Below are 18,502 nucleotides of genomic sequence, written 5' to 3'. Positions count from 1 at the left end.
CCGCCGAGCCTCTAGGGGCGTGACCCATGACCGGATGCGGATGCCGAGTCCTGGGCCGGGCCGCCAGGAGGCGCGGTGGAGCGGCGGACGACCAAGGTCGGCGTGACGGAGAAGTGCACCGCCGCCGTGCGGCCTTCGATGCGCTCCAGCAGCAGCCGTCCCGCCATACGGCCCATGACCGCTCCGTCCTGATCGACCGTGGTCAGCGCGATGTTGGGATGGGCGGCCAGCCGGGTGTTGTCGTAGCCGGCGACGGAGACATCGCCGGGGACGGAGAGAGCGACCTCATGGAGGGCGGCGAGGACGCCGAGAGCCGCCTCGTCGGAGCCCGCGAAGATCGCGGTGGGGCGTGGCGACCGGCTCAGCAACTCCTAGGCGCCGCGATGGCCGCCCTCCTCGGAATATGAGGTCGCGACCACGGCGATCTCCTCGGCCAGGCCGTGATCACGCATCACGCGCTCGTAGCTCTCGGCCCTGATGTGCGGCACCTGGTCGGCGGGCCGCCGCTGGTCCTGCTGGAAGGTGATGTGCCCGATGCGCCGGTGGCCGAGTGCGATCAGGTGCTCCATGACGAGCTCGGAGCCGGTCCGGTCGTCATCGACGATCGAGTCGTACGCCGGCGACCGGTCGTGCCTGCCGAGCACCACGGTGGGGATCTCGCGGGCGACCTGCTCCAGCCGGGTGCGCCTGGCGAGCGGAGCGATCATGAGGATGCCGTCCACCTGCCGATCTATCAGGGCGTCGATCGCTCGTTCCTCGGTCTTGTCCTGGGTGCCGCCCTGGATCATGATCGCCTGATAGCCGGACTCCGCGAGGTGCTCCACCAGGCCGCTCATGATCTCGGCGTAGAACGGGATCCCGATGTGCCGCAGGAGCACGCCGATGGTGTACGCCCGTCCACGCAGCGCTCGCGCGGCGGCCTGGGGCCGGTAGCCCAGCTCCTCGATGGCCCGCTGGACGCGGTCGCGCATGGCCTCGCTGACCCCGTAGTCGTTGCGGATGACCTTCGAGACCGCCGCCTTGGAGACCCCGGCGTGTTTCGCCACGTCGGAAATGGTCACTCGTCGCCGTCGCTCGGGCGCGACCATGGGGTATCCCTTCTCGCCAAGTCCTGCGGACGTCAGGATGGCCTGGTGCGTGGGGCCAGTGCCGCCTGGATACGGTCATGGATCCCGGCCGCCTCGGCTGAGAGCGGCGGCCTGCGCATCGTGGGAAGACGGCCGGCTTGTCGCAGCACCAGCATCGCGAACCGCTCGGCCTCGTGTTCCTGCGGCTCGGAGTATGTCGTCCGGCCGAGCACCGAGCGGACCATGGCCGGGTCGAGCGTCGGCAGCAGGATGCGCAGCAGGTCGTCGGGGGCGATCGGTGCCGACGCGTGCTCGCACAGCATGTGGCCTAGTTCGTGCAGGATGATGTGTTCCTGATGGGAGCGGCTGGTCCGCTGCTCATAGCAGATGTAGTCGACCGTGTCGGTGGCCAGCCACATGCCGCTGGGGCCGTCCGCGGCGGTGTCGACGGGCCTGAGCTCGATGCGGCGCTCCCGGGCCCGCGCCACCTGGTGGGTGAACTCCACGATGTCGAACGGGTGCGTGATCTCGAACCGCTCGACGATCTCTTCCAGGCGTTCGCCGCTCACGAACCTCCTCATGGGGCGTACCGGCCACAACACCCACATCATAGGCCGCCCGCAAAGCTTCAACAGAAGTTTAAGCACGCAGCCGCCCGTCTTGGCTTAGATTGACAGGGAGGGCGGCAACTGCCGTTTATCCACCATCCATATCCCGGCAAATCCCGGCAACACGGTCCGTAGCTCGTCCCCGTGGGAGGTCAGGCATTGGCAGGCGCGTCATCCGGAACGGCTGTGGAAGCACATGGCGGCGATGTCAGTTTCGGCGTCCTGGGGCCCTGGGAGGTGCGGGTCGGTCAGGGCGCGGTGGCGGTGCCCGTCGGGCAACTGCGGACGGTCCTCGCGTCGTTGCTGCTGTCGGTCGGCCAGTCGGTCTCGACGCCCACGCTCGCCGAGCGGCTGTGGCCGGGCGAGGGGCCGGGCTGGCCGCGCGGCGCGGTGCACACCTATGTCACCAGGCTGCGGCGGCTGATCGGGGCGGACCTCATCCAGACCGAGCCGGACGGCTACCAGCTCCAGGTCGAGCCCGACGCGGTGGACCTGCACCGGTTCCGCGGCCTCGTGCGCCGCGCCGACGACGCCGGCTCCGCGCAGGAGGAGATGGCCCTGTTACGCGAGTCGCTGCGGTTGTGGCGCGGTCAGCCCTTCGGCAACGCCAGTGGCCCCTGGCTGGAACACGAGGTGATACCCCTCCTGACCGAGGAGTGGTTCGGCGCCACCGAGCGCCGGATCGACCTGGAGCTGGCCAGCGAGCCGCCGGGGCGCCTCATCGCCGAGCTGACGGAGCTGACCAAGCGTTACCCGACCCGCGAGCCGCTGTGGACGCGCCTGATCACCGCGCTGCACCGCAGCGGCAGGCGGGCGGAGGCGTTGAGCGCCTACCAGCGCGTACGTACGGTGCTGCGCGAGGAGCTCGGCCTGGACCCGAGCGAAGAGCTGGTCCAGCTGCACCAGACGGTGCTCCTGGGCGACACCGACGACCACCCGGTCAGCACGGCCGTCCGGCGAAGGACGCCGAGCCCCCGGCAGTTGCCCCACGGCATCGCCCGCTTCACCGGCCGGGAGGAGGAACTGGCGGCACTGGACCGGCTGCGCTCAGGTGTGGCGGCACTGGACCGGCTGCCCTCAGGCGTGGCGGCATCGGGCCGGAACGGTGCGGGCACGAACGCCCCGATCATCGTGACCATCGACGGCGCTCCCGGGACCGGCAAGACGACGCTGGCCGCGCACTGGGCCCACCGAGTCGCCCATGACTACCCCGACGCCCAGCTCTACCTCAACCTGCGCGGCTACGGGCCGAGCGAGCCGATGACCCCCGCCGCCGCGGCGGAGAGCCTGCTGCGCGGTCTCGGCGTGGAGAGCGACGCCATCCCCGTCGACGTGGACGAGCGGTGCGCGTTGCTGCGTACCATCCTCGCCGACCGGCACGCGCTCATCCTGCTGGACAACGCCCGCAACGCCGAGCAGGTGCGCCCGCTCCTGCCGGGCGCCAGCGGCCTGGTCATCGTGACCAGCCGCGACCAGCTACGGTCTCTGTCCATCCGTGACGGCGCGCACCGTGTCACGCTGGGCGCGATGCCGGAAGCCCAGGCCGTCGAGCTGCTGGCGGCGGCCGTCGGCCCCGCCCGGGTCGCCCGCGAGCCCGCGGCGGCCTCCCGGCTGGTCGAGCTGTGCGACCATCTGCCCCTCGCGCTGGCCATCATCGCCGAACGCGCGCAGCGCGCCGCCACGCTCGCCGAGGTCGTCGACGGCCTGGCGGACGAGAAGGCCCGCCTCGACAACCTGGGAACCGGCGAGAACGATCCGAACATCGACCTGCGCGCCGTTCTGTCCTGGTCCTACGGAGCGCTCAGCCCGGCGGCGGCCGCCACGTTCCACGCGCTCGGCCTGCACCCCGCCAGTGACATCGCGCTGGAGACGGTCGAGGCGCTGGTCGACCTTCCGCCCGCCGAGGTCAAGCGGGGCCTGGACCAGCTCGTGGCGGCCCATCTGCTCGAACAGCGCCGCCCCTGCCGCTACCAGCTGCATGACCTGATCCGGTTGTACGCCGTCGATCAGGCGCGGCTGCACATGCCGCCCGGCGAGCGGCAGGCCGCCGTACGGCGCTTCCTCGATCACTACCTCTTCGCCGCCGTCAGCGCCGACCGGCACCTGGTGCCCTACCGCCGCCGCGACTTCCTCGCGCCGATGCGGCCGCGCCGGCGCCCGCTCGCGTTCGCCGACGCCGACGAGGCGATGGCCTGGCTGGAGCTGGAATACGACTCCCTCCGGGCGGTGATGTCGTGGGCGGCGACGAACGGGTGGGCGCACTACTCATGGCGTACGACCATGGCCATGACCAGCTTCTACGACGCGCGCATCCCGTGGTCCGACGGCCTGGACAGCCTGAAGTCGGCGGTACGCGCGGCTCGGGCCGCGAGCGAGCCCATCGGCGAGGCCTACACCCTCAACTCCGTGGGCTGCATCTACTCCGACAGGGGTGACGTCGATCTGGCGGAGCGACATTTCCGCGAGGCGCTCATTCATTTCAAGCGGAGCAAGAGCCCGTACGGCGAGGCCATGGCGCTGTGCAATCTCGGCATGACATATGGCGAGGCCGGCGAATACGGAAAGGCCCAGCGGCATTTGATGCGCGCGCTGGATCTGCACGTGCGCAACGAATATCCCCGTGGCATCGCCCTGGCCCTGGACAACATCGGAATCGCGCAGACCGTGGCCGGCCATTACCGATGCGCGGTCAAGGCGTTCAAGCAGGCGCACCGGATCAACCTGCGGCTCAGGGAGTACGCCTCCGACGCGATGTGCCTGCGCCACCTGGCCCGCGCCTATGTCATGACGGGCGACACCCGTGAGGCCGTCCGCGCCTTCCGCCAGTCCATCGACCTGTTCCGCCGTACGAGGAACCAGCGCTGGGAGGCGATCACCCTCGCCGATCTCGGCCACGCGCTCAACGGGGCCGGACACGACGTGCTGGCCCGCGGCATCCTGCGGACGGCGCTGGACCTGATGACCGGGCTGGCGGACCCGCGAGCCCACGACATCGAGGCCGTTCTCGCGTCCACCCGGTGAGAGCGGCCTTTTCCAAGGAGCGTTTCAGCGCGCCGACAGGTCGGTGACAGGTCGGCGAAAGGCGGTTCTCCGTGCGTCGGGATTAGCCTTCTGTCGGAAGCCACTAGCCGCATGTTTTCCTGGCGGATTATTCGCGGCTATGGGTCCTGCGATTTTCTCCACAGAAAGGCTGAAAAGAGAATGAGCGTTTCCCAGAAGCTCGACTTCGACCTCAAGAACCTGCCGATGGACGTTTTCGACCTCGCCGACAGCGGCCTCGCCATCGAGTCGCTGACCGCGGGGCACGGGATGGCGGAGAACGGCGCGTCCGTCCTCTGCCCGAGCGTCTGCAGCACCTCGACGTCGTCGACGAGCTCGAGCAGCAGCTGATTCCCGGCCGGGCCGTCGGCGTGGCGCGGGCGGCCCGGCTCTGGCGCTTCCGGAGGAAATGGTGATCTTAACGAGCGGCGCCCACGTGGAGTCGTCTGTCGTGGTGCGGGTCGCGGGTGTGCCGGTGGCGGCGTTGTCGCGACTGCGCCTGGACAGCGCGTACGGCCGGGCGGAAGAGCTGGCCCGGCAGGCGGCCACGTTACGGCGCGACGGCGAGGCGTTGGCGCAGGCACTGTATCCCCTGATCGGAGCGCTGGACCCCGGCACGGCCAAGCCGGCGCTGGTCGGCCTGCGCCGGGCGCTGCACCAGCGACGACTGCCCCGCGACACCGAATGGAACGCGCGTGTCGCCGCGCTCGTCCCCGCCGAGATCGGCGACGCGATCGAATCCTGGATCGTCACCAGGCACCGCCTGGATGAGGGGCGACGCGCGCTCGACGACGTGTTCGCCGCCGAGCTGCGGGAGAAGGAGCTCGTCCTGCGTGACGTGGCCGGTCATCCGGGCTTCCGCCGGGCACTGTCCCAGGCCAGCCCGGCCCTGTTCGGCGAACTGGCCAAGTGGCTGGCGGACCCGCGGCGGCGACCGCGCAGGCAGTCCATGGCCCGGCTGGCGAAGTACCTGGCGAGAGCGGCCGCCAAGACGAGCCCGTACGGCACCTTCATGGCCAGTGGCACGGGGACGTGGGCGGACGGCGAGTCACCCGTGCGGTTCACTCCCGCCGAGGTTCATGGAGTGCTCGAGATCCACACCTTCCTCCTCCAGCGGATCGGCGAGACGCTCACCCGCGATCCACGCCTGGCCCGGCACCTGGCCCTGCGGGTCAACCCGAGCGCGACCTTCCGGGACGGAACCGTCAGCTTCATCGGGCGCTCCACCGAGGAACCCATCGTGACCCTGCCGGCCACCGCCGCGGTCGAGGCATGCCTGAACCTGGCGGCGCGCCGCCCGGGATCCACGCGGGCCGAGCTCCGCTCCCGCCTGGCGGGCGGCGCCGCCGACGAGTCCCCGGTCGAGGCGTTCCTCCAGGCGTTGGTGCGGGCCGGGCTCCTGGAGGAGCAGCACCCCGTCGCCGACCAATCGGCCGATCCGCTGGGCGACCTGGCCGAATGGGTCGCCGACCATGGGGGAGCCGAGTTCGCGGACGTCGTCCAGGCGTTGCGGCGGGTACGTCGGCAGGCGCGGCTGCCCGTGGTCGTGGACGACGTCGAGGGCCACTGGAAGCGGCAGCACGAACTGGAAACCGCGCTCACCGACCTGGCGGAACCGCTCGGCTTCGAGCCGGCCGCGCTCGACGGGCAGGGCCGGCACACCTTCCGCGAGAACGCCGTCTTCACGGATCCGGTGGCGGAGGCCGGGTCGGCGGCATGGCGCCCGGCTCTGGAGGATCTGGACGTGGTACGGCGCTGGCTGGGCGCCTTCGACCTGACGCTGCCATTCCGGATCGCCCTCGGCGCCTGGTTTTCCGAGCGCTTCGGCCCGGATGCCAACGTACCCCTCCTCGTCCTGCACCGAGCGCTCCAGGAGGTGCTCGCCCAGGACGGCGAGTCCGCCGAGCCGAGCGACGCGGCGCGCGAGGTCGCCCGGCTGATGGGCCCGTCCATGGGGGCGGGCGGCGCTCTGTCCGAGAGCCCGCTCCCGCGGCTGCGGGAGCTGGCCGCGATCCAGCGGGAGGCACGTCAGGCGGTGCTCGCCCAGCCGGAGCGGGACGGTGTCGTGAGCGTCCCCGCGGAGCTGATCAGGAAGCTGACGGACGACTGGCCGTCATGGGTGGTCCCGCCGCGTTCCCTCGCCTGCTACGTGCAGGTCGTGCCCGGTCACGGCGGGATCGGCCTGGTGCTCAACGCGGCGCACACCGGTTACGGCCGTGGACGGAGCCGGGTGCTGGCCCTGATGGCGGAGGCGACGGGCGAGAGCCAGGCCACGGAGCACCGGCCGAGCGGCCGGGTGCTCGCCGAACTGGGCGGAGTGGCCGCCTCGGCGTTGAACAGACGGGTGCCGCACGTGGCGTACGAGATCGACTATCCGTTCGCGGTCAGCAGCCGTCCCACGGAGGAGCGCATCCCGCTGGGAGACCTCGGGGTGGTCCTCGATCCGCGCGGCGGCCTGCTCAAGGTGGTCTCGGAGCGGCTGGGCGCCGATCTGTCCGCACTGCATCTGGGCATGATGTCCGACCTGCTGCTCCCACCGGCGGCTCGCCTGCTGATCCAGGTCTCGGGAGAGACGCACTACGTGCATCCCAGCATCCCGCTGCTGGCGGATCCGGCCGATCTGGACCTCCCCTCGTCGTTGGTGGCCTATCCCCGGGTGGAGATCGGCGGCGTGGTGATCCAGCGCGCCCGCTGGATCGTGCCGAAGGAGACGCTTCCGGAACGGGCCAAGGGCGAGACCGACGCCGCCTATCTGCTGCGCCTGGCGTCGTGGCTGCACGAGCACGACATCCCGGTGCGATCCTTCGTCCGCTTCGCCCGCCCGGACGGGGGCGCGGGCGAAGGGACGGGGGACTGGACACAGTGGATTTTCGACAAATCCCGCAAGCCCGTCTACGTCGACTTCGCCAACTGGTTCCTGGTCGCGGCCTTCGAGAAGATGCTGGCGAGTTCGGGGCCGATGGTGATCTTCGACGAGGTGCTGCCCGACTTCGAGGACGCGCTGGGACCGGACCCCGATGACCCCAGCGTCACCGAATTTCTCATCGAGATCTCTGACCAGGACGGCCGGCATGCATGAATCGGACTGGGTCAGCGCCCACGTCTTCTATCACGAGAACCTGGACCCGCTGCTGACGAACGCGGCCGGTCCGCTGATCGCCGAGCTGGCCGGCAGCGGGCTCGCGGAGGCCACGTTCTTCCTGAGGTACTGGGACGGGGGGCCGCATCTGCGCTTCCGCGCGTTGCCTGCCGACCCCGCGCACCGGGCCGAGGTGGAACGGGTCATCACGGAGCGGTTCGAGAAGTATCTCGCCGAGAACCCGGCGGATCGCTCCATGAGCCAGCGGGACTATGCCGGCATAGGCGAGGCCCTGGCGCAGTGGGAGGGACTTCCCGGCCATACCGAGCGGCTCTTCCCGAACAACTCCGTGGCGTTCATCCCGTACCGGCGCGAACACGACCGCTACGGCACCGGGGCCTCGATGGAGGCGGTGGAGCGGCACTTCGCGGAGTCCAGCCGCATCGCCCTCGGCCTCCTGCGCGACGGCCTGCGGCCGGCGGACCGCACCACCGCGGGAGCCGCGATGATCCTGCTCACCTGGTTCTGCGGTGAACGGGACGTGGCCCGGCTGGCGCCGTGGGTCAGCGTCGACCAGGACCGGCGCGGCGACGTATCCGCGGCCGCGCGGCCCGGTGGCGCGCCTGAGGCTGGCTTCACCCAACCGACCGCGCAACCGACAGGGCGCCAGCGTGATCGCGTCATCGGCCTCGCTCGCCGGATGAGAGGGCTCGCCACGCACCTGGAGCACGTCTCCGGGCCGGGCTCCCTGGCGGATTGGGCCCGATCGGTGTCCACGCTCCGTGACGCGCTGGCCGCCGAGGCCGGCGCCGGCCGGTTCGAGCCGCCGCCCCGAGGCTGGGAGGGGGAGGGCGCGGTCAAGACGCGGCAGGTCCTCACCGTTCTCGACATCTGCGCCCACCTGGTCTGCAACCGGCTGGGCGTGACCGTGCAGGAAGAGGGGGCCGTCCGGCTGCTGTGCGCGGACGCGGTGGCCGTGCTCGCGGGGGAGGGGAGATAGTCCGTGCGCTGGAACAGCATTCACGTCCGCTACTACGACCACGACAAGGATCCGTTGATCCTGCACGGAGTACGCCCGCTCTTTCGTGAGCTGGCCGGGCAGGTGGCAGGGCTCTCCTACACCCGGCACTGGCGGCAGGGACCGCATCTGCGGCTCAACTTCCGCACCGACCACGACACCTTCACGCACGTGGTGCGGCCGGCCGCCGAAAAGATCATCGGCGAGTGCCTGGCCGAGCACCCCTCATCGCTGCCGCTCGACCCCCAGCAGGAGCTCTCCTCACATCAGCGGCTGGCCGAGCTGGAACGGGAAACCGGCCCTCTGACGCCGTGGTTCCCCGACAACACCCTCCGCGTCGCCGAGTACGACGACCGGACAGAGGTGCTGGGCGGTCCGCACATGGCCGACCTCGTGGCGGATTTCTACGCCGACACCACCGACCTCGCCTTCGCGATGACCGAGGCCGGGGGTGGCGCGCGACGGCGGCAGCTGGCGTTCAAGCTGATGGTGGCGACGGCGCACCGCCTGTCGGGCACCGACATCTCCCAGGGATACTTCACCTTCAGGTCCCACGCCGAGGCGTTCCTGTCGACCTTTCCCGAAGCGCGCGGGATGAGGCCGACGTGGGACGGCTACTACCGCGAACACCACCTGACCCTCCTCGCCCAGCTGCGGGCGGTGCTCGGCGGCGACGACGTGGACGCCGAGCTGCTGGCGGACTGGGAGGCCGCACTCGTCCCGTATCAACGGCGGGGGGCGCGGCTCCTCGAACAGGGCGCGTTCGTCGTGCCGACCGTCAGCGCCGAGCAGGAGTCGAAGCTGGCCGAGTCGAGTCCCTTTCACCGGGCGGGTTACGCCGATCCGGTGTGGGCGGAGATCCGGGAGGCGCCCGAGTTCCTTTTGTACAGGCTGATGCTCAACCTCACTTATCTGCACATGACCCGGCTCGGCCTCGCTCCGGTCGAGCGCTTTCTGCTGTGTCATCTGCTCGCCAACACCGTGGAGGCGTACCTGGAAGGAAGTGAATCATGAGCGGCGAGGCTCCGGCGTACGAGGAACATCTGCGGCTGCGGCCGGGGGTCTACAGCGCGACAGGCGCGAACGGCGAGCTGCACCTGTTCCGTCATGATCTGTGGCGGAGGGTGGCCTCGTTCGGGCCGGTGGGCGCGGGCGGTCGGGCCGTACTGCGTCGCCTGGCCGAGGGGCCGTGCCCGCCGTCGGAGCTGACGGCGATCGGCGCGTCCGACCCGGAATTCCTCGGGGCCCTGCGGAGCGGGGGATGGGTGACGACCACGCTGAGCCATCTCGGCAGGCAGCTGTACACCGTGCAGCCCGTCCGAGCGCCCGACCCCGACGTGGAGCAGGACGTTGTGGAGAAGGACATCGACCACGAAGTGAAGCTGTCCGGTTTCGCGGTATTCCGGCGCGAGGGGGAGGACATCCTCGCCGAGGCGCCGACCTCGTGGGCGCAGGTGCTGATCCATGACCCGGAAGTCGCGGCCATGCTCACGGAGATGGCGCGGCCGCTCTCGACCGCCACATTGAAGGGCCCGCTGCCCGAAGAGCTGATCGCCAGGCTGCTGCGGGATCTGCGCTGGACCGGCATCGCGATCCCCGCCGGGAGCGACGCGGAGTCGGAGTGGCGCCTGCGCCAGTGGCGACCGCACGACCTGTGGTTCCACTCGCGCAGCCGCAACGGGAACGGCGGCTACTTCGACGCCGGATTCGGCCGTACCAAATGGGGGCAAGGGCAGTTCCCGCCGCTCCCCGCGCGCCGGGAACCCTATCCGGGACCCGCGATCGACCTGCGGGTACCGGACCTGGACGAGATCCGCGTGCGCGACCTCGGGCTGACCGACGCCATCGAGGAGCGGCGCTCGATCCGCGAGCACGACGACGACCGCCCGATCACGGTCGATCAGCTCGCGGAACTGCTCTACCGATGTGCCCGGGTACGCCAGGTCAACGTGTGGGAGGGCGTGGAGTACGTCGACACGCCCCGTCCCGCCGGTGGCGGGGTCGACGAGCTGGAGTTGTACCCGGTCGTCCGGAATGTCGCGGGCCTGGCGCCAGGCATGTACCACTACGACGCGCACGAGCACCGGTTGCGCCTCGTCCGCGACCCCGGCCCGGCGGTCGGGCGGCTGCTCTCGACCGCGAGCCGGGCGGCGGCCACCACCACGTGGCCGCAGGTCCTGATCGTGGTGTCGGCCAGGTTCGGGCGGGTGATGTGGACGTACGAGGAGATGCCGTACGCCCTGATTCTCAAGCATGTCGGGGTGCTCTTCCAGACCATGTACCTGGTCGCGACCGCGATGGGGCTGGCCGCCTCCGGGCTTGGCGGAGGTGACGCGCCGGCCTTCAACGAGGCCACGGGAGCAGATCCGGCGGTCGAGGCCAGCGTGGGTGAGTTCATGCTCGGGAGCCGGCCGAGCCCGGCCGCTGACGAGGAACCGGCCGCCGACGAGGAACAGGAGTAAACGAACGTGGGCCTACTGCTACGCCCGGATGCGTTCCATGCCCCGGATTCGGCGGGGATGTACCTGCTCACGTACCGGGGATCCAGCCATCTGAAAGGCCGATCCGTCGGTCCGCTGCTCGATCTGCTGAAGCCCTACCTCGACGGGCGGCACACGCTGGCCGAGCTGACGGAGGAGTTGCCGCCCGAGCGCCGGGCCGCCGTGGAGAGCCTGCTGACCGCGTTGGTGGAGCGGGACGTGGTGAGAGACGTCGGCGCGCTGCCGGAGCGGGACGTCGTGAGAGACGTCGGCGCTGTGGGTCCGGAGGCCGCCCTGGAATATCCGGAATATCGCCATGAGGTGGCTTTCATCGGGCATTTCCGAGACTCACCTATCATCATATTTCGGGCATATCGGGATAAAGAGGTGCTCGTTCTGGGGGCGGGGGACATCGTGCCGTGGGTGGCGCGTGCCGCCGTACGGACGGGGTCACGTCTGGTGAAGATGGCGAGCCTGGAGCACTTGGGCGTCGAATGGGTCGAGCGCGGTCGGCGTACCCCTGACCAGAAGGTCGAGCGGCACCTCCTCGCCGACTTCAGCGAGGAGGGGTTGCTGCCCCTGCTCGACAGCGCGGACCTCGTTCTGCACGTCTCCGGCGACGCGGCGCATGAACCGCTGCTCGACCGGCTCTGCGCGGAGCGCGGGATCCCCCTGGCGCAGGCGGTCATGCTGGACGGCGAGGTGTGGCTCGGCCCCGAGGACCTCGGCACGCGATCGACGGCGAGCTGGACGGCCGGCCTGCGCCGGGTGGCGAGCTGGACGGCGGGCCGCCGCCGAGTGGCGGCCCGGCCCGCGCCACACCCGCCCATCGCCCCCGCCGAGACGCTCGCTGCTGCCGGGGCCGTCGCCAGGACGGGAGCTGCCGCTGAGACGCTTGCCGTTGTTGGGGCTGTTGCCGGGACGGGGGCTGCCGCTGAGACGCTCGCTGTTGTTGGGGCTGTTGCCGGGACGGGGGCTGCCGCTGAGACGCTTGCCGTTGTCGGAGCCGTCGCTGGGACGCGGGCCGCCGCCATCGCCGCCGCCTTGGTCCAAATGGCCTTTCGGACCGCCAACGGCCTGCTGGACGACCGCCGTGCTCGGCTGACCAGGATCGACCTTTCCACGCTGCGCCGGACGTCACATGCCTTCGTCCCGCACCCCTACGCCCGGTCGGCCGAACCTGCGCTCCTCGAACCTGCGCTCCTCGAACCTGCGCTCCTCGAACCTGCGCTCCTCGAACCTGCGCTCCTCGAACCTGCGCTCCTCGAACCCGTGGTCTCCGAACCCGTGCTCCCCGGACCCGATGACCCGGCCCGCGACGGTGCGGTTCTCGGTCGGGAGGCGTTCTCCCGGCGGGCGGTGGTGTGCGCCGACGATCTCCTAGGTGTGTTCGGGGAGCCGACCGAGCGCGATTATGCGCAGATCCCTCTGCACGTCAGCGAGGTGGAGGTGCCCGACCCGGTCGGACTGCTAGGGGGCGCCGTCTCAAGGGTCGTCGGCACGGGTCTCGACTTCGAGTCCGCGCGCCACCAGGCCGCCCTGAAGGCGTTCGCCGTCTATGCCTCGCTGATGGTGGATCCGCGCCGGCTGCTCTCGGCGGACGGCCGCACTCCGCTGGCCGCGCCGGAGTCCGATCCCGATGCCCTGCTCGCGGACCTGCGGGCCGGCAGGATCAGCGGGTTCGTCCTCGGCCACCGGCTCGCCGACGGCGGGACGCTAGCCGTCGCCGCCGACGTCGCCTTCCCGGTGCTGTCCGGCACGAGCCGGGCTGGCGGCCGGGCGCCGACCCAGACTGCGGGAGTTACTGGGGGCATGGCCGGGGGAGTCGCTGCCGGAGTCACTGCGGGCATTGCCGTAGGAACCACTGTGGGCATCGCCGCCGGATACAGCTGGCAGGAGGCCGTCGACGGCGCGCTGGCCGAGCAGGCGGGACGGCTGGCGCTCGCCGATCTGGAGCACCGGACGACGCCGTTGCCCCGGTTCGACCTGGACAGCGGGTCGCTCCCACCGCGCGGTGAACGGTACAGGTCCATGATCCAGGCCACGGGCGAGGTGGTCACCTGCTACGACCTCACCGGGCCGGCGGAGATTCCGGCCGCCATGAGTTACCTGGGTGACACGCCTGTCGGATACGCCGGTGGGTCGTCGACGGCCGAAGCCGTGACCGGCGCGCTCGAACAGGCCCTTCTCCATTACCAGGCGCGGCAGAACGCCCAGCCCACCTACGCGCCACCCGCGCCGCCGGGCATACCGCCCGAGCTGCGCGGTTCGGCGATCCGCCGCCTGCCCGACGCCTCCCGTACCGACTCGGCGAGTCTGGTGTCCGCGCTGGCCAGACGCGGTCTCTCGCCGGTGGCGGTGCCCCTCGACCACGATCGTGAGGTTCATTCGATCATGCCGTACACCGTCCACGTGGTGCTGACCCATGCATGAGATCGCCGTCCTCGGTGAAGGGCTGCTCAGGGAGAGCATCGTCGCGGCACTGTCCGGCGGCGGATCCTCCGTCTCGCCGTTCCTGACGTCCGGTGCGGTCGCGGCCGTCGTGGCCCATGACCGCTGGGACCTGTCCGGCTACGCCGAGGTCAGAGCCTCCGCCGCAGAGTCGGGCGTGCCCTGGTTGCCGGTACGGGCCGAATTGGGGCGAGTCGTCCTCGGCCCCCTGGAGGAGCCTGGACTTCCCGGCTGCGTGGACTGTGGTGAGTTCCGGCGGAGGCTGGCCCATCTCCAGCCAGACGGGCACGAGACGGTGTGGCGAGAGCAGGGGGCCACCCTGTCCGCGCTGCCGTCGGCCTGGCTCACCGGACTCGCGGCCGACCTCGCCGCCACCTTGGTCACCGAGGAGATCGCTCGGCTCGTCAGCCGGGAAGCCGTGGTGACCGAGGAGGTCGCACGGCCTATCAACCGGGAGGCCGTGGTCACCGCGCGCACGGGAAACCGGGAGACCGCGCGCACGAGATCCGCCTTCGTCTACCTGGATCTGGAGACGCTGGCCGTCGAGCCGCACCCGTTCCTGCCCGACCCGCTCTGCGGCACCTGCGGGACGCTGCCGCCCGACGACCGTTCGCGGGCGGACATCTTCCTCCGGTCCCGCCCCAAACCGGCCCCGGACGTCTACCGGCTCCGGTCGATGACCGGCGAGGTGGACACGCTCAAGGCCAGGTACGTCGACGGCGAGAGCGGTCTCATCCGATCCGTACTCAAGAGCACCGAAGGCGGCATCGTGGTCGCCGCGGCGCCCATGGGCCTGCGCCAGGGCTCCACCGAGTACGGCTTCGGACGTACCCGTAACTACCAGGGCAGCCAGGTCACCGCCATGCTGGAGACGCTGGAACGGCACGGCGGCATGGAGCCCGGGGGAAAGCGCACCACGGTGTCGGCCAGTTACGCCGAGGTCCGCCACGACGCGATCGACCCCCGGACGCTCGGCCTCTATCCGGCGGAGCGGCATCGGCTCCCCGGCTTCCCGTACCGCCCGTTCGACGAGGCGCAGGTGTGCCGCTGGGTCTGGGGGTACTCCTTCGCCCGCAGTGCTCCCGCGCTGGTCCCCGAGACCTACGCCTACTACCGGGCCCGCCACCATGACGCCGAACGCCCGCCGTTCGTCCAGGAGGTCTCCAACGGCTGCGCCCTGGGCGGCAGCCTGGAGGAGGCCGTCTTCCACGGGATCCTCGAAGTGGCCGAGCGCGACGCCTTCATGATGACGTGGTACGCGCGCATGCCGGTCCCGCGGATCGACGTGACCTTCGCCCGCGACTCGATGATCCCCCTGATCATCGAAGCCATCGAGGCCGAGAGCGGCTATCAGGTGATGCTCTTCGACACCACCCTCGAACAGGGCATCCCCTGCGTCTGGGCGATGGCCGTCGATCCCGGCGACGACGAGAAACGCCCGAAGGCCGCCTGCTCGGCGGGCGCTCACCCGGTCCCGGAACGCGCGATCGAGAACGCGCTCAACGAGCTCGGCCCGCTCCTCGCCGACCTCATCAAGCGCTATCCCGACCACATGGACGAGGCCGGCCGGATGGTGGACGACTCGTCGCTGGTGAAGGAGATGGAGGACCATCGCCTGTTGTACGGCGACCACCGGACGTACGACCGGCTGCGCTTCCTCACCGAGACGCCGCACCGGCGGCACATCGACGATCTTCCGTCGCCGGCGCGACTCCGCAACGCCGATCTCCGGGACGACCTGATCGAGCTGGTCGACCGCTACCTCGTCACCGGTGCCGACGTCATCGTGGTGGATCAGACGACCCCTGAGCACGAGGTGTCCGACCTGGCCTGCGTGAAGGTCGTCATCCCCGGCACCCTGCCGGTCACCTTCGGCCACGACTACCGGCGGGTCGACGGTCTGCCGAGGTTGTACGAGGTGCCGTACCGGCTCGGATACCGGGATCGGCCCTTGGAGCCACAGGACGTCAACCCGTACCCCCACGCTTTCCCGTAGAAGGGCCGGCCATGTTCGTATCGATCGTCGCCTGGGATCTCAGCAGGTCCACGGAGACCGTGGAGAGCCTGCGCGACTACCTGCGGGACTACGCCGTCGACGCCTACGCCACGCTGGAGGGGATGCGGCTGAAGGCGTGGTTCTCCAATCCCGCCCGCCAGACCTGGGGGGCGGTCTACCTCTGGGACTCCGCCGAGGCGATGGACGGGCCCGCCCGGGTGAGCCGCGTCATCGAGCTCATCGGCTACCCGCCCACGTCGGTGAGCGTCTTCCAGCTCGAAGCCATCGCGGAAGGCGTCAGTGTGTACGAGAGCCTCACAGGGCTCGGCGCCGCGCTGGAAGGAGACCACTTGGCCGCAGGCTGAGCGGGTTTGCTCGCCGTTCGTCGGCCCTGACTGCCGCCGCCAACCGGATCAGCCAGTCGAGTTCGGCGTCAGGGTGGGCCGGGCTGTTGTCGGGGATCGCCGGTCCGCGCGGGTCCGGCCGCTCGCCGAGCCTGCTGCGGCGCAGGGCGGAGGTGATCAGCGCGGCCTCGACGGCGATTCCGCGCGCGTCATCGGACAGGCCCGTAGCCTGCGCCCGGCGCGTTTCGGCGACGCGCGGGTCGAAGTAGGGGAGGAGCAGCAGGCGGCCGTCCCAGATTTCCACGATCCGCCGGTACAGGGCCTGCTCCGGCTCCCGGAAATCGACGTGCCGGGTCCCCGGTGGATCGAGGGCGATGGCCGGGAATTGGTCGTACAGCAATTTCCAGAGCGGGAAGAGCTTGCGATAGGAGCGGTCGAGCGACCACCACCGCGCGAGATGATCCAGGCCCAATCGCGGGCCCGTGACGGGCAGCAGGATGCCGGCCACGACGAAAAGGATCGCCAGGCGGAACACATCGCCGATCAGGTTGCCGTACAGCCACGGCACGTGCCATCCGAGCAGGTGGGCGGACATGGCGGCGAACCGCAGCCCGGCGTAGGCGATGGTGCAGGCGAGACCGAGCAACAGCAGCCGCAGGCCGTTGCGGAGGGAGAAACCTCTCGCGGCGCTCGCGCGGTAGTGCGTGGCGCGCGCGATCTCGGTGACGGTCAACGCCAGATAGGCGACATAGACGTAGGCGGCGGCCGAGATCACCGGGATCTGCTCGGCCAGCCGCTGGCTGGCCAGGGCCGCCGCGTAATTGGACGGGGTCGTCGCGTGCAGAACGCCGATCAGTGCCAGGACGCCGATCAGCAGCCGCAGGCGTAGCCGGGCGCTCCGCATGGCCTGCTCCGCCGGATAGACCATGTGGAGAAACGCGCACTGCCCGGATGTCGCGGCGATCAAGGTCAGGCAGTTGGAAAGGGTGCCCGCGGTGTTGAGCGTCGTGTGGCCGTCGATCACCTCGTGGACGGTCTGGTCCTGCAAGCAGATCGACACCGAGAGCGCCAGCAGCGCGGCACACAGCCAACGCGTCGACCGGCAGCCGGGTTTGGCGCGGAGGTGGAACAGCTTGATGCCCACCGCGATCCAGCCGGCGACGGCCAGGCCGATCAAGATGGGCGCGCCCCGAGACACCGAAGATCGGCGGCCAAGAGATCATTCATCGGAGGGATTCTCCAGCTTCCAGAGCTGATTGACCATTTCGGTGATGGCGGCGCGGCTGCCCTGGGTCAGCTCGGCGCTGCGCAGGGCGATGTGCGTGACACCCGCCTTTCGCATGCCGGCCAGCAGCTCCAGATCCTTGTCGATCTTGGCGGTCTCCGCGTCGTCCAGGAAGTAGGCGACCGGCACCCCGAAGAACGTGGCCAGCGCCGTCAGGTGCATGATCGTGGGATTGACCCGCCGGCCCGTGCGCAACTGCCAGATGTAGGTGTGCGAGATCTGTACGTCCTGGCCCTTGCTGATGGCCTCCGCGACCGCGACGTTGCTGTATTCGGCGTCACCTTGGCGGCGAACCGTCTGGAACAACCGGTTCAGCTTGTCGGCCAGCGTCCGGGGAGTCTCATCAACGCTCATCGGAGTGCCGATCCTTAACAGCCAGAGTTTAGCGACTTTGCCGTCATCCTACACAGAGGTTGACGGGCGAGTCCTGGCAAGATAACGGCATGGAACGTGTGCTTGGAATCGGCGGATATTTCCTGCGGGCCGCCGACCCGGTGGCCTTGGGCGCGTGGTATCGCGATTGTCTGGGCCTGGACGCCGACGAGAACGGCCTGTGGCGTCAGCAGACCGGGGAGACGGTGTTCGCGACTTTCGAGTCCGAGACCGAATACTTCGGCTCTCGCGCCCAGCGGACGATGCTCAATTTCCGGGTCCGCGACCTGGACGCGATGCTCGCGCAACTGCGCGACAAGGGCGCGGACGTGGCCAAGGAGACTCAGGACATGGAGGGTGTCGGCCGGTTCGGCTGGGTCACCGATCCTGAGGGCAATCGGATCGAGCTGTGGCAGCCCAGCTGACAGTGGCTCACGCAGGGGGAATGAGCTCGTAATTCGGGATGGTGGGTCTCACCCGCTGATACTCCTGCTCCCCCGAAGCCGCCGCGGCGGCTTCGGGGATCTCCACACGGCCGAGGTACGGCCCCTGCAGGCAGTGGTCACACCAGAAGTGGGCGTCACCGATGAGCAGGTGGGGGATCCGGAGCCGATACACCAGGCGCAGGCAGGCCCGTCCACAGTTCGGGCAACGCCTGGTGATCGGTCCGGGCAGCTCGTCCCGTGCCTGCTCATAAGCGTGCAGCCAGCTCTCCCATCGGAGCGCCTGGTCATGAGTGTTCGACACTGGGGCCACCTCGGTG

General features: G+C 70.1%; 16 protein-coding genes and 1 pseudogene. 11 read left to right on the top strand and 6 right to left on the bottom strand.

Features of this window, described 5'->3' with window-relative positions:
- Positions 1–11 precede the first annotated feature (11 nt).
- Positions 12–1,088, bottom strand: a pseudogene (locus ACIBO2_RS10195) (LacI family DNA-binding transcriptional regulator).
- A gap of 32 nt (positions 1,089–1,120) precedes the next feature.
- Positions 1,121–1,636, bottom strand: a complete 516-nt coding sequence (locus tag ACIBO2_RS10190) for a hypothetical protein (protein WP_358543997.1) — start codon at positions 1,634–1,636, stop codon at positions 1,121–1,123.
- 225 nt (positions 1,637–1,861) lie between these two features.
- On the opposite strand from ACIBO2_RS10190, the gene ACIBO2_RS10185 reads away from it, so the two are divergent.
- From ACIBO2_RS10185 to ACIBO2_RS10160, 6 genes are all read left to right on the top strand, one after another.
- Positions 1,862–4,696, top strand: a complete 2,835-nt coding sequence (locus ACIBO2_RS10185; protein ID WP_397296353.1) for a BTAD domain-containing putative transcriptional regulator — start codon at positions 1,862–1,864, stop codon at positions 4,694–4,696.
- A 180-nt stretch (positions 4,697–4,876) separates the two neighbouring features.
- Positions 4,877–5,065: a thiomuracin/GE37468 family thiazolyl RiPP peptide gene (locus ACIBO2_RS10180; protein ID WP_355448036.1), complete on the top strand. Its 189-nt coding sequence runs from the start codon at positions 4,877–4,879 to the stop codon at positions 5,063–5,065.
- A gap of 58 nt (positions 5,066–5,123) precedes the next feature.
- Positions 5,124–7,793, top strand: a complete 2,670-nt coding sequence (locus ACIBO2_RS10175; protein ID WP_397296352.1) for a lantibiotic dehydratase — start codon at positions 5,124–5,126, stop codon at positions 7,791–7,793.
- Positions 7,786–8,793 (top strand): lantibiotic dehydratase C-terminal domain-containing protein, encoded by a 1,008-nt coding sequence (locus ACIBO2_RS10170; RefSeq protein WP_397296351.1) that lies wholly within the window; start codon positions 7,786–7,788, stop codon positions 8,791–8,793. The genes ACIBO2_RS10175 and ACIBO2_RS10170 overlap by 8 nt, the downstream gene beginning before the upstream one ends.
- Positions 8,794–8,796: 3 nt before the next feature.
- Entirely contained in the window at positions 8,797–9,825 is a 1,029-nt protein-coding gene (locus ACIBO2_RS10165; RefSeq protein ID WP_397296349.1) for a thiopeptide maturation pyridine synthase, read from the top strand.
- Positions 9,822–11,273: a SagB family peptide dehydrogenase gene (locus ACIBO2_RS10160; protein ID WP_358543984.1), complete on the top strand. Its 1,452-nt coding sequence runs from the start codon at positions 9,822–9,824 to the stop codon at positions 11,271–11,273. Before ACIBO2_RS10165 ends, ACIBO2_RS10160 begins: the two co-directional genes overlap by 4 nt.
- A gap of 468 nt (positions 11,274–11,741) precedes the next feature.
- Here the strand turns inward: ACIBO2_RS10160 and ACIBO2_RS10155 are convergent, their stop codons facing one another.
- A complete protein-coding gene (locus ACIBO2_RS10155; protein ID WP_397296347.1) occupies positions 11,742–12,344 on the bottom strand; it encodes a hypothetical protein in 603 nt (200 codons plus the stop codon).
- Between the two features lie 88 nt (positions 12,345–12,432).
- Here ACIBO2_RS10155 and ACIBO2_RS10150 point away from each other — a divergent pair, with 88 nt between their 5' ends.
- The 4 genes from ACIBO2_RS10150 (at position 12,433) to ACIBO2_RS10135 (ending at position 16,103) form a co-directional block, all read left to right on the top strand.
- The gene (locus tag ACIBO2_RS10150) at positions 12,433–12,675 is read left to right on the top strand and encodes a pentapeptide repeat-containing protein (protein WP_397296345.1); all 243 of its coding nucleotides are present in this window, start codon (positions 12,433–12,435) and stop codon (positions 12,673–12,675) included.
- Between the two features lie 185 nt (positions 12,676–12,860).
- Positions 12,861–13,724 carry a YcaO-like family protein gene (locus tag ACIBO2_RS10145; protein ID WP_397296626.1) on the top strand — a complete coding sequence of 288 codons (864 nt, stop codon included), beginning with the start codon at positions 12,861–12,863 and terminating at the stop codon, positions 13,722–13,724.
- The gene (locus tag ACIBO2_RS10140) at positions 13,717–15,738 is read left to right on the top strand and encodes a TOMM precursor leader peptide-binding protein (protein ID WP_397296343.1); all 2,022 of its coding nucleotides are present in this window, start codon (positions 13,717–13,719) and stop codon (positions 15,736–15,738) included. Before ACIBO2_RS10145 ends, ACIBO2_RS10140 begins: the two co-directional genes overlap by 8 nt.
- Positions 15,739–15,749: 11 nt before the next feature.
- Positions 15,750–16,103: a hypothetical protein gene (locus ACIBO2_RS10135; protein WP_358543977.1), complete on the top strand. Its 354-nt coding sequence runs from the start codon at positions 15,750–15,752 to the stop codon at positions 16,101–16,103.
- Here the strand turns inward: ACIBO2_RS10135 and ACIBO2_RS10130 are convergent.
- A complete protein-coding gene (locus ACIBO2_RS10130) occupies positions 16,054–17,259 on the bottom strand; it encodes an MAB_1171c family putative transporter (protein WP_397296341.1) in 1,206 nt (401 codons plus the stop codon). The genes ACIBO2_RS10135 and ACIBO2_RS10130 overlap by 50 nt on opposite strands.
- Before the next feature lie 42 nt (positions 17,260–17,301).
- Entirely contained in the window at positions 17,302–17,721 is a 420-nt protein-coding gene (locus ACIBO2_RS10125; protein ID WP_358543971.1) for a helix-turn-helix domain-containing protein, read from the bottom strand.
- Between the two features lie 89 nt (positions 17,722–17,810).
- Between ACIBO2_RS10125 and ACIBO2_RS10120 the strand changes: the two genes are divergently transcribed.
- Positions 17,811–18,164 (top strand): VOC family protein, encoded by a 354-nt coding sequence (locus ACIBO2_RS10120; RefSeq protein WP_358543968.1) that lies wholly within the window; start codon positions 17,811–17,813, stop codon positions 18,162–18,164.
- 7 nt (positions 18,165–18,171) lie between these two features.
- Here ACIBO2_RS10120 and ACIBO2_RS10115 read toward each other — a convergent pair whose 3' ends face one another.
- On the bottom strand, positions 18,172–18,486 hold the full coding sequence (locus ACIBO2_RS10115) for a hypothetical protein (protein WP_358543965.1): 315 nt from the start codon (positions 18,484–18,486) through the stop codon (positions 18,172–18,174).
- Positions 18,487–18,502 lie beyond the last annotated feature (16 nt).

This window comes from Nonomuraea sp. NPDC050022 (genome assembly GCF_044460705.1).
Lineage (GTDB): Bacteria > Actinomycetota > Actinomycetes > Streptosporangiales > Streptosporangiaceae > Nonomuraea.
This window is presented reverse-complemented; position numbering and strand designations above follow the sequence as displayed.

Coding starts and splice junctions, on each gene's coding strand:
- ACIBO2_RS10180 (WP_355448036.1), top strand. CDS start 4,877: ATGAGCGTTTCCCAGAAGCTCGACTTCGACCTCAAGAACCTGCCGATG.
- ACIBO2_RS10175 (WP_397296352.1), top strand. CDS start 5,124: ATGGTGATCTTAACGAGCGGCGCCCACGTGGAGTCGTCTGTCGTGGTG.
- ACIBO2_RS10170 (WP_397296351.1), top strand. CDS start 7,786: ATGCATGAATCGGACTGGGTCAGCGCCCACGTCTTCTATCACGAGAAC.
- ACIBO2_RS10160 (WP_358543984.1), top strand. CDS start 9,822: ATGAGCGGCGAGGCTCCGGCGTACGAGGAACATCTGCGGCTGCGGCCG.
- ACIBO2_RS10150 (WP_397296345.1), top strand. CDS start 12,433: ATGCCTTCGTCCCGCACCCCTACGCCCGGTCGGCCGAACCTGCGCTCC.
- ACIBO2_RS10145 (WP_397296626.1), top strand. CDS start 12,861: ATGGTGGATCCGCGCCGGCTGCTCTCGGCGGACGGCCGCACTCCGCTG.
- ACIBO2_RS10140 (WP_397296343.1), top strand. CDS start 13,717: ATGCATGAGATCGCCGTCCTCGGTGAAGGGCTGCTCAGGGAGAGCATC.
- ACIBO2_RS10135 (WP_358543977.1), top strand. CDS start 15,750: ATGTTCGTATCGATCGTCGCCTGGGATCTCAGCAGGTCCACGGAGACC.
- ACIBO2_RS10125 (WP_358543971.1), bottom strand. CDS start 17,721: ATGAGCGTTGATGAGACTCCCCGGACGCTGGCCGACAAGCTGAACCGG.
- ACIBO2_RS10120 (WP_358543968.1), top strand. CDS start 17,811: ATGGAACGTGTGCTTGGAATCGGCGGATATTTCCTGCGGGCCGCCGAC.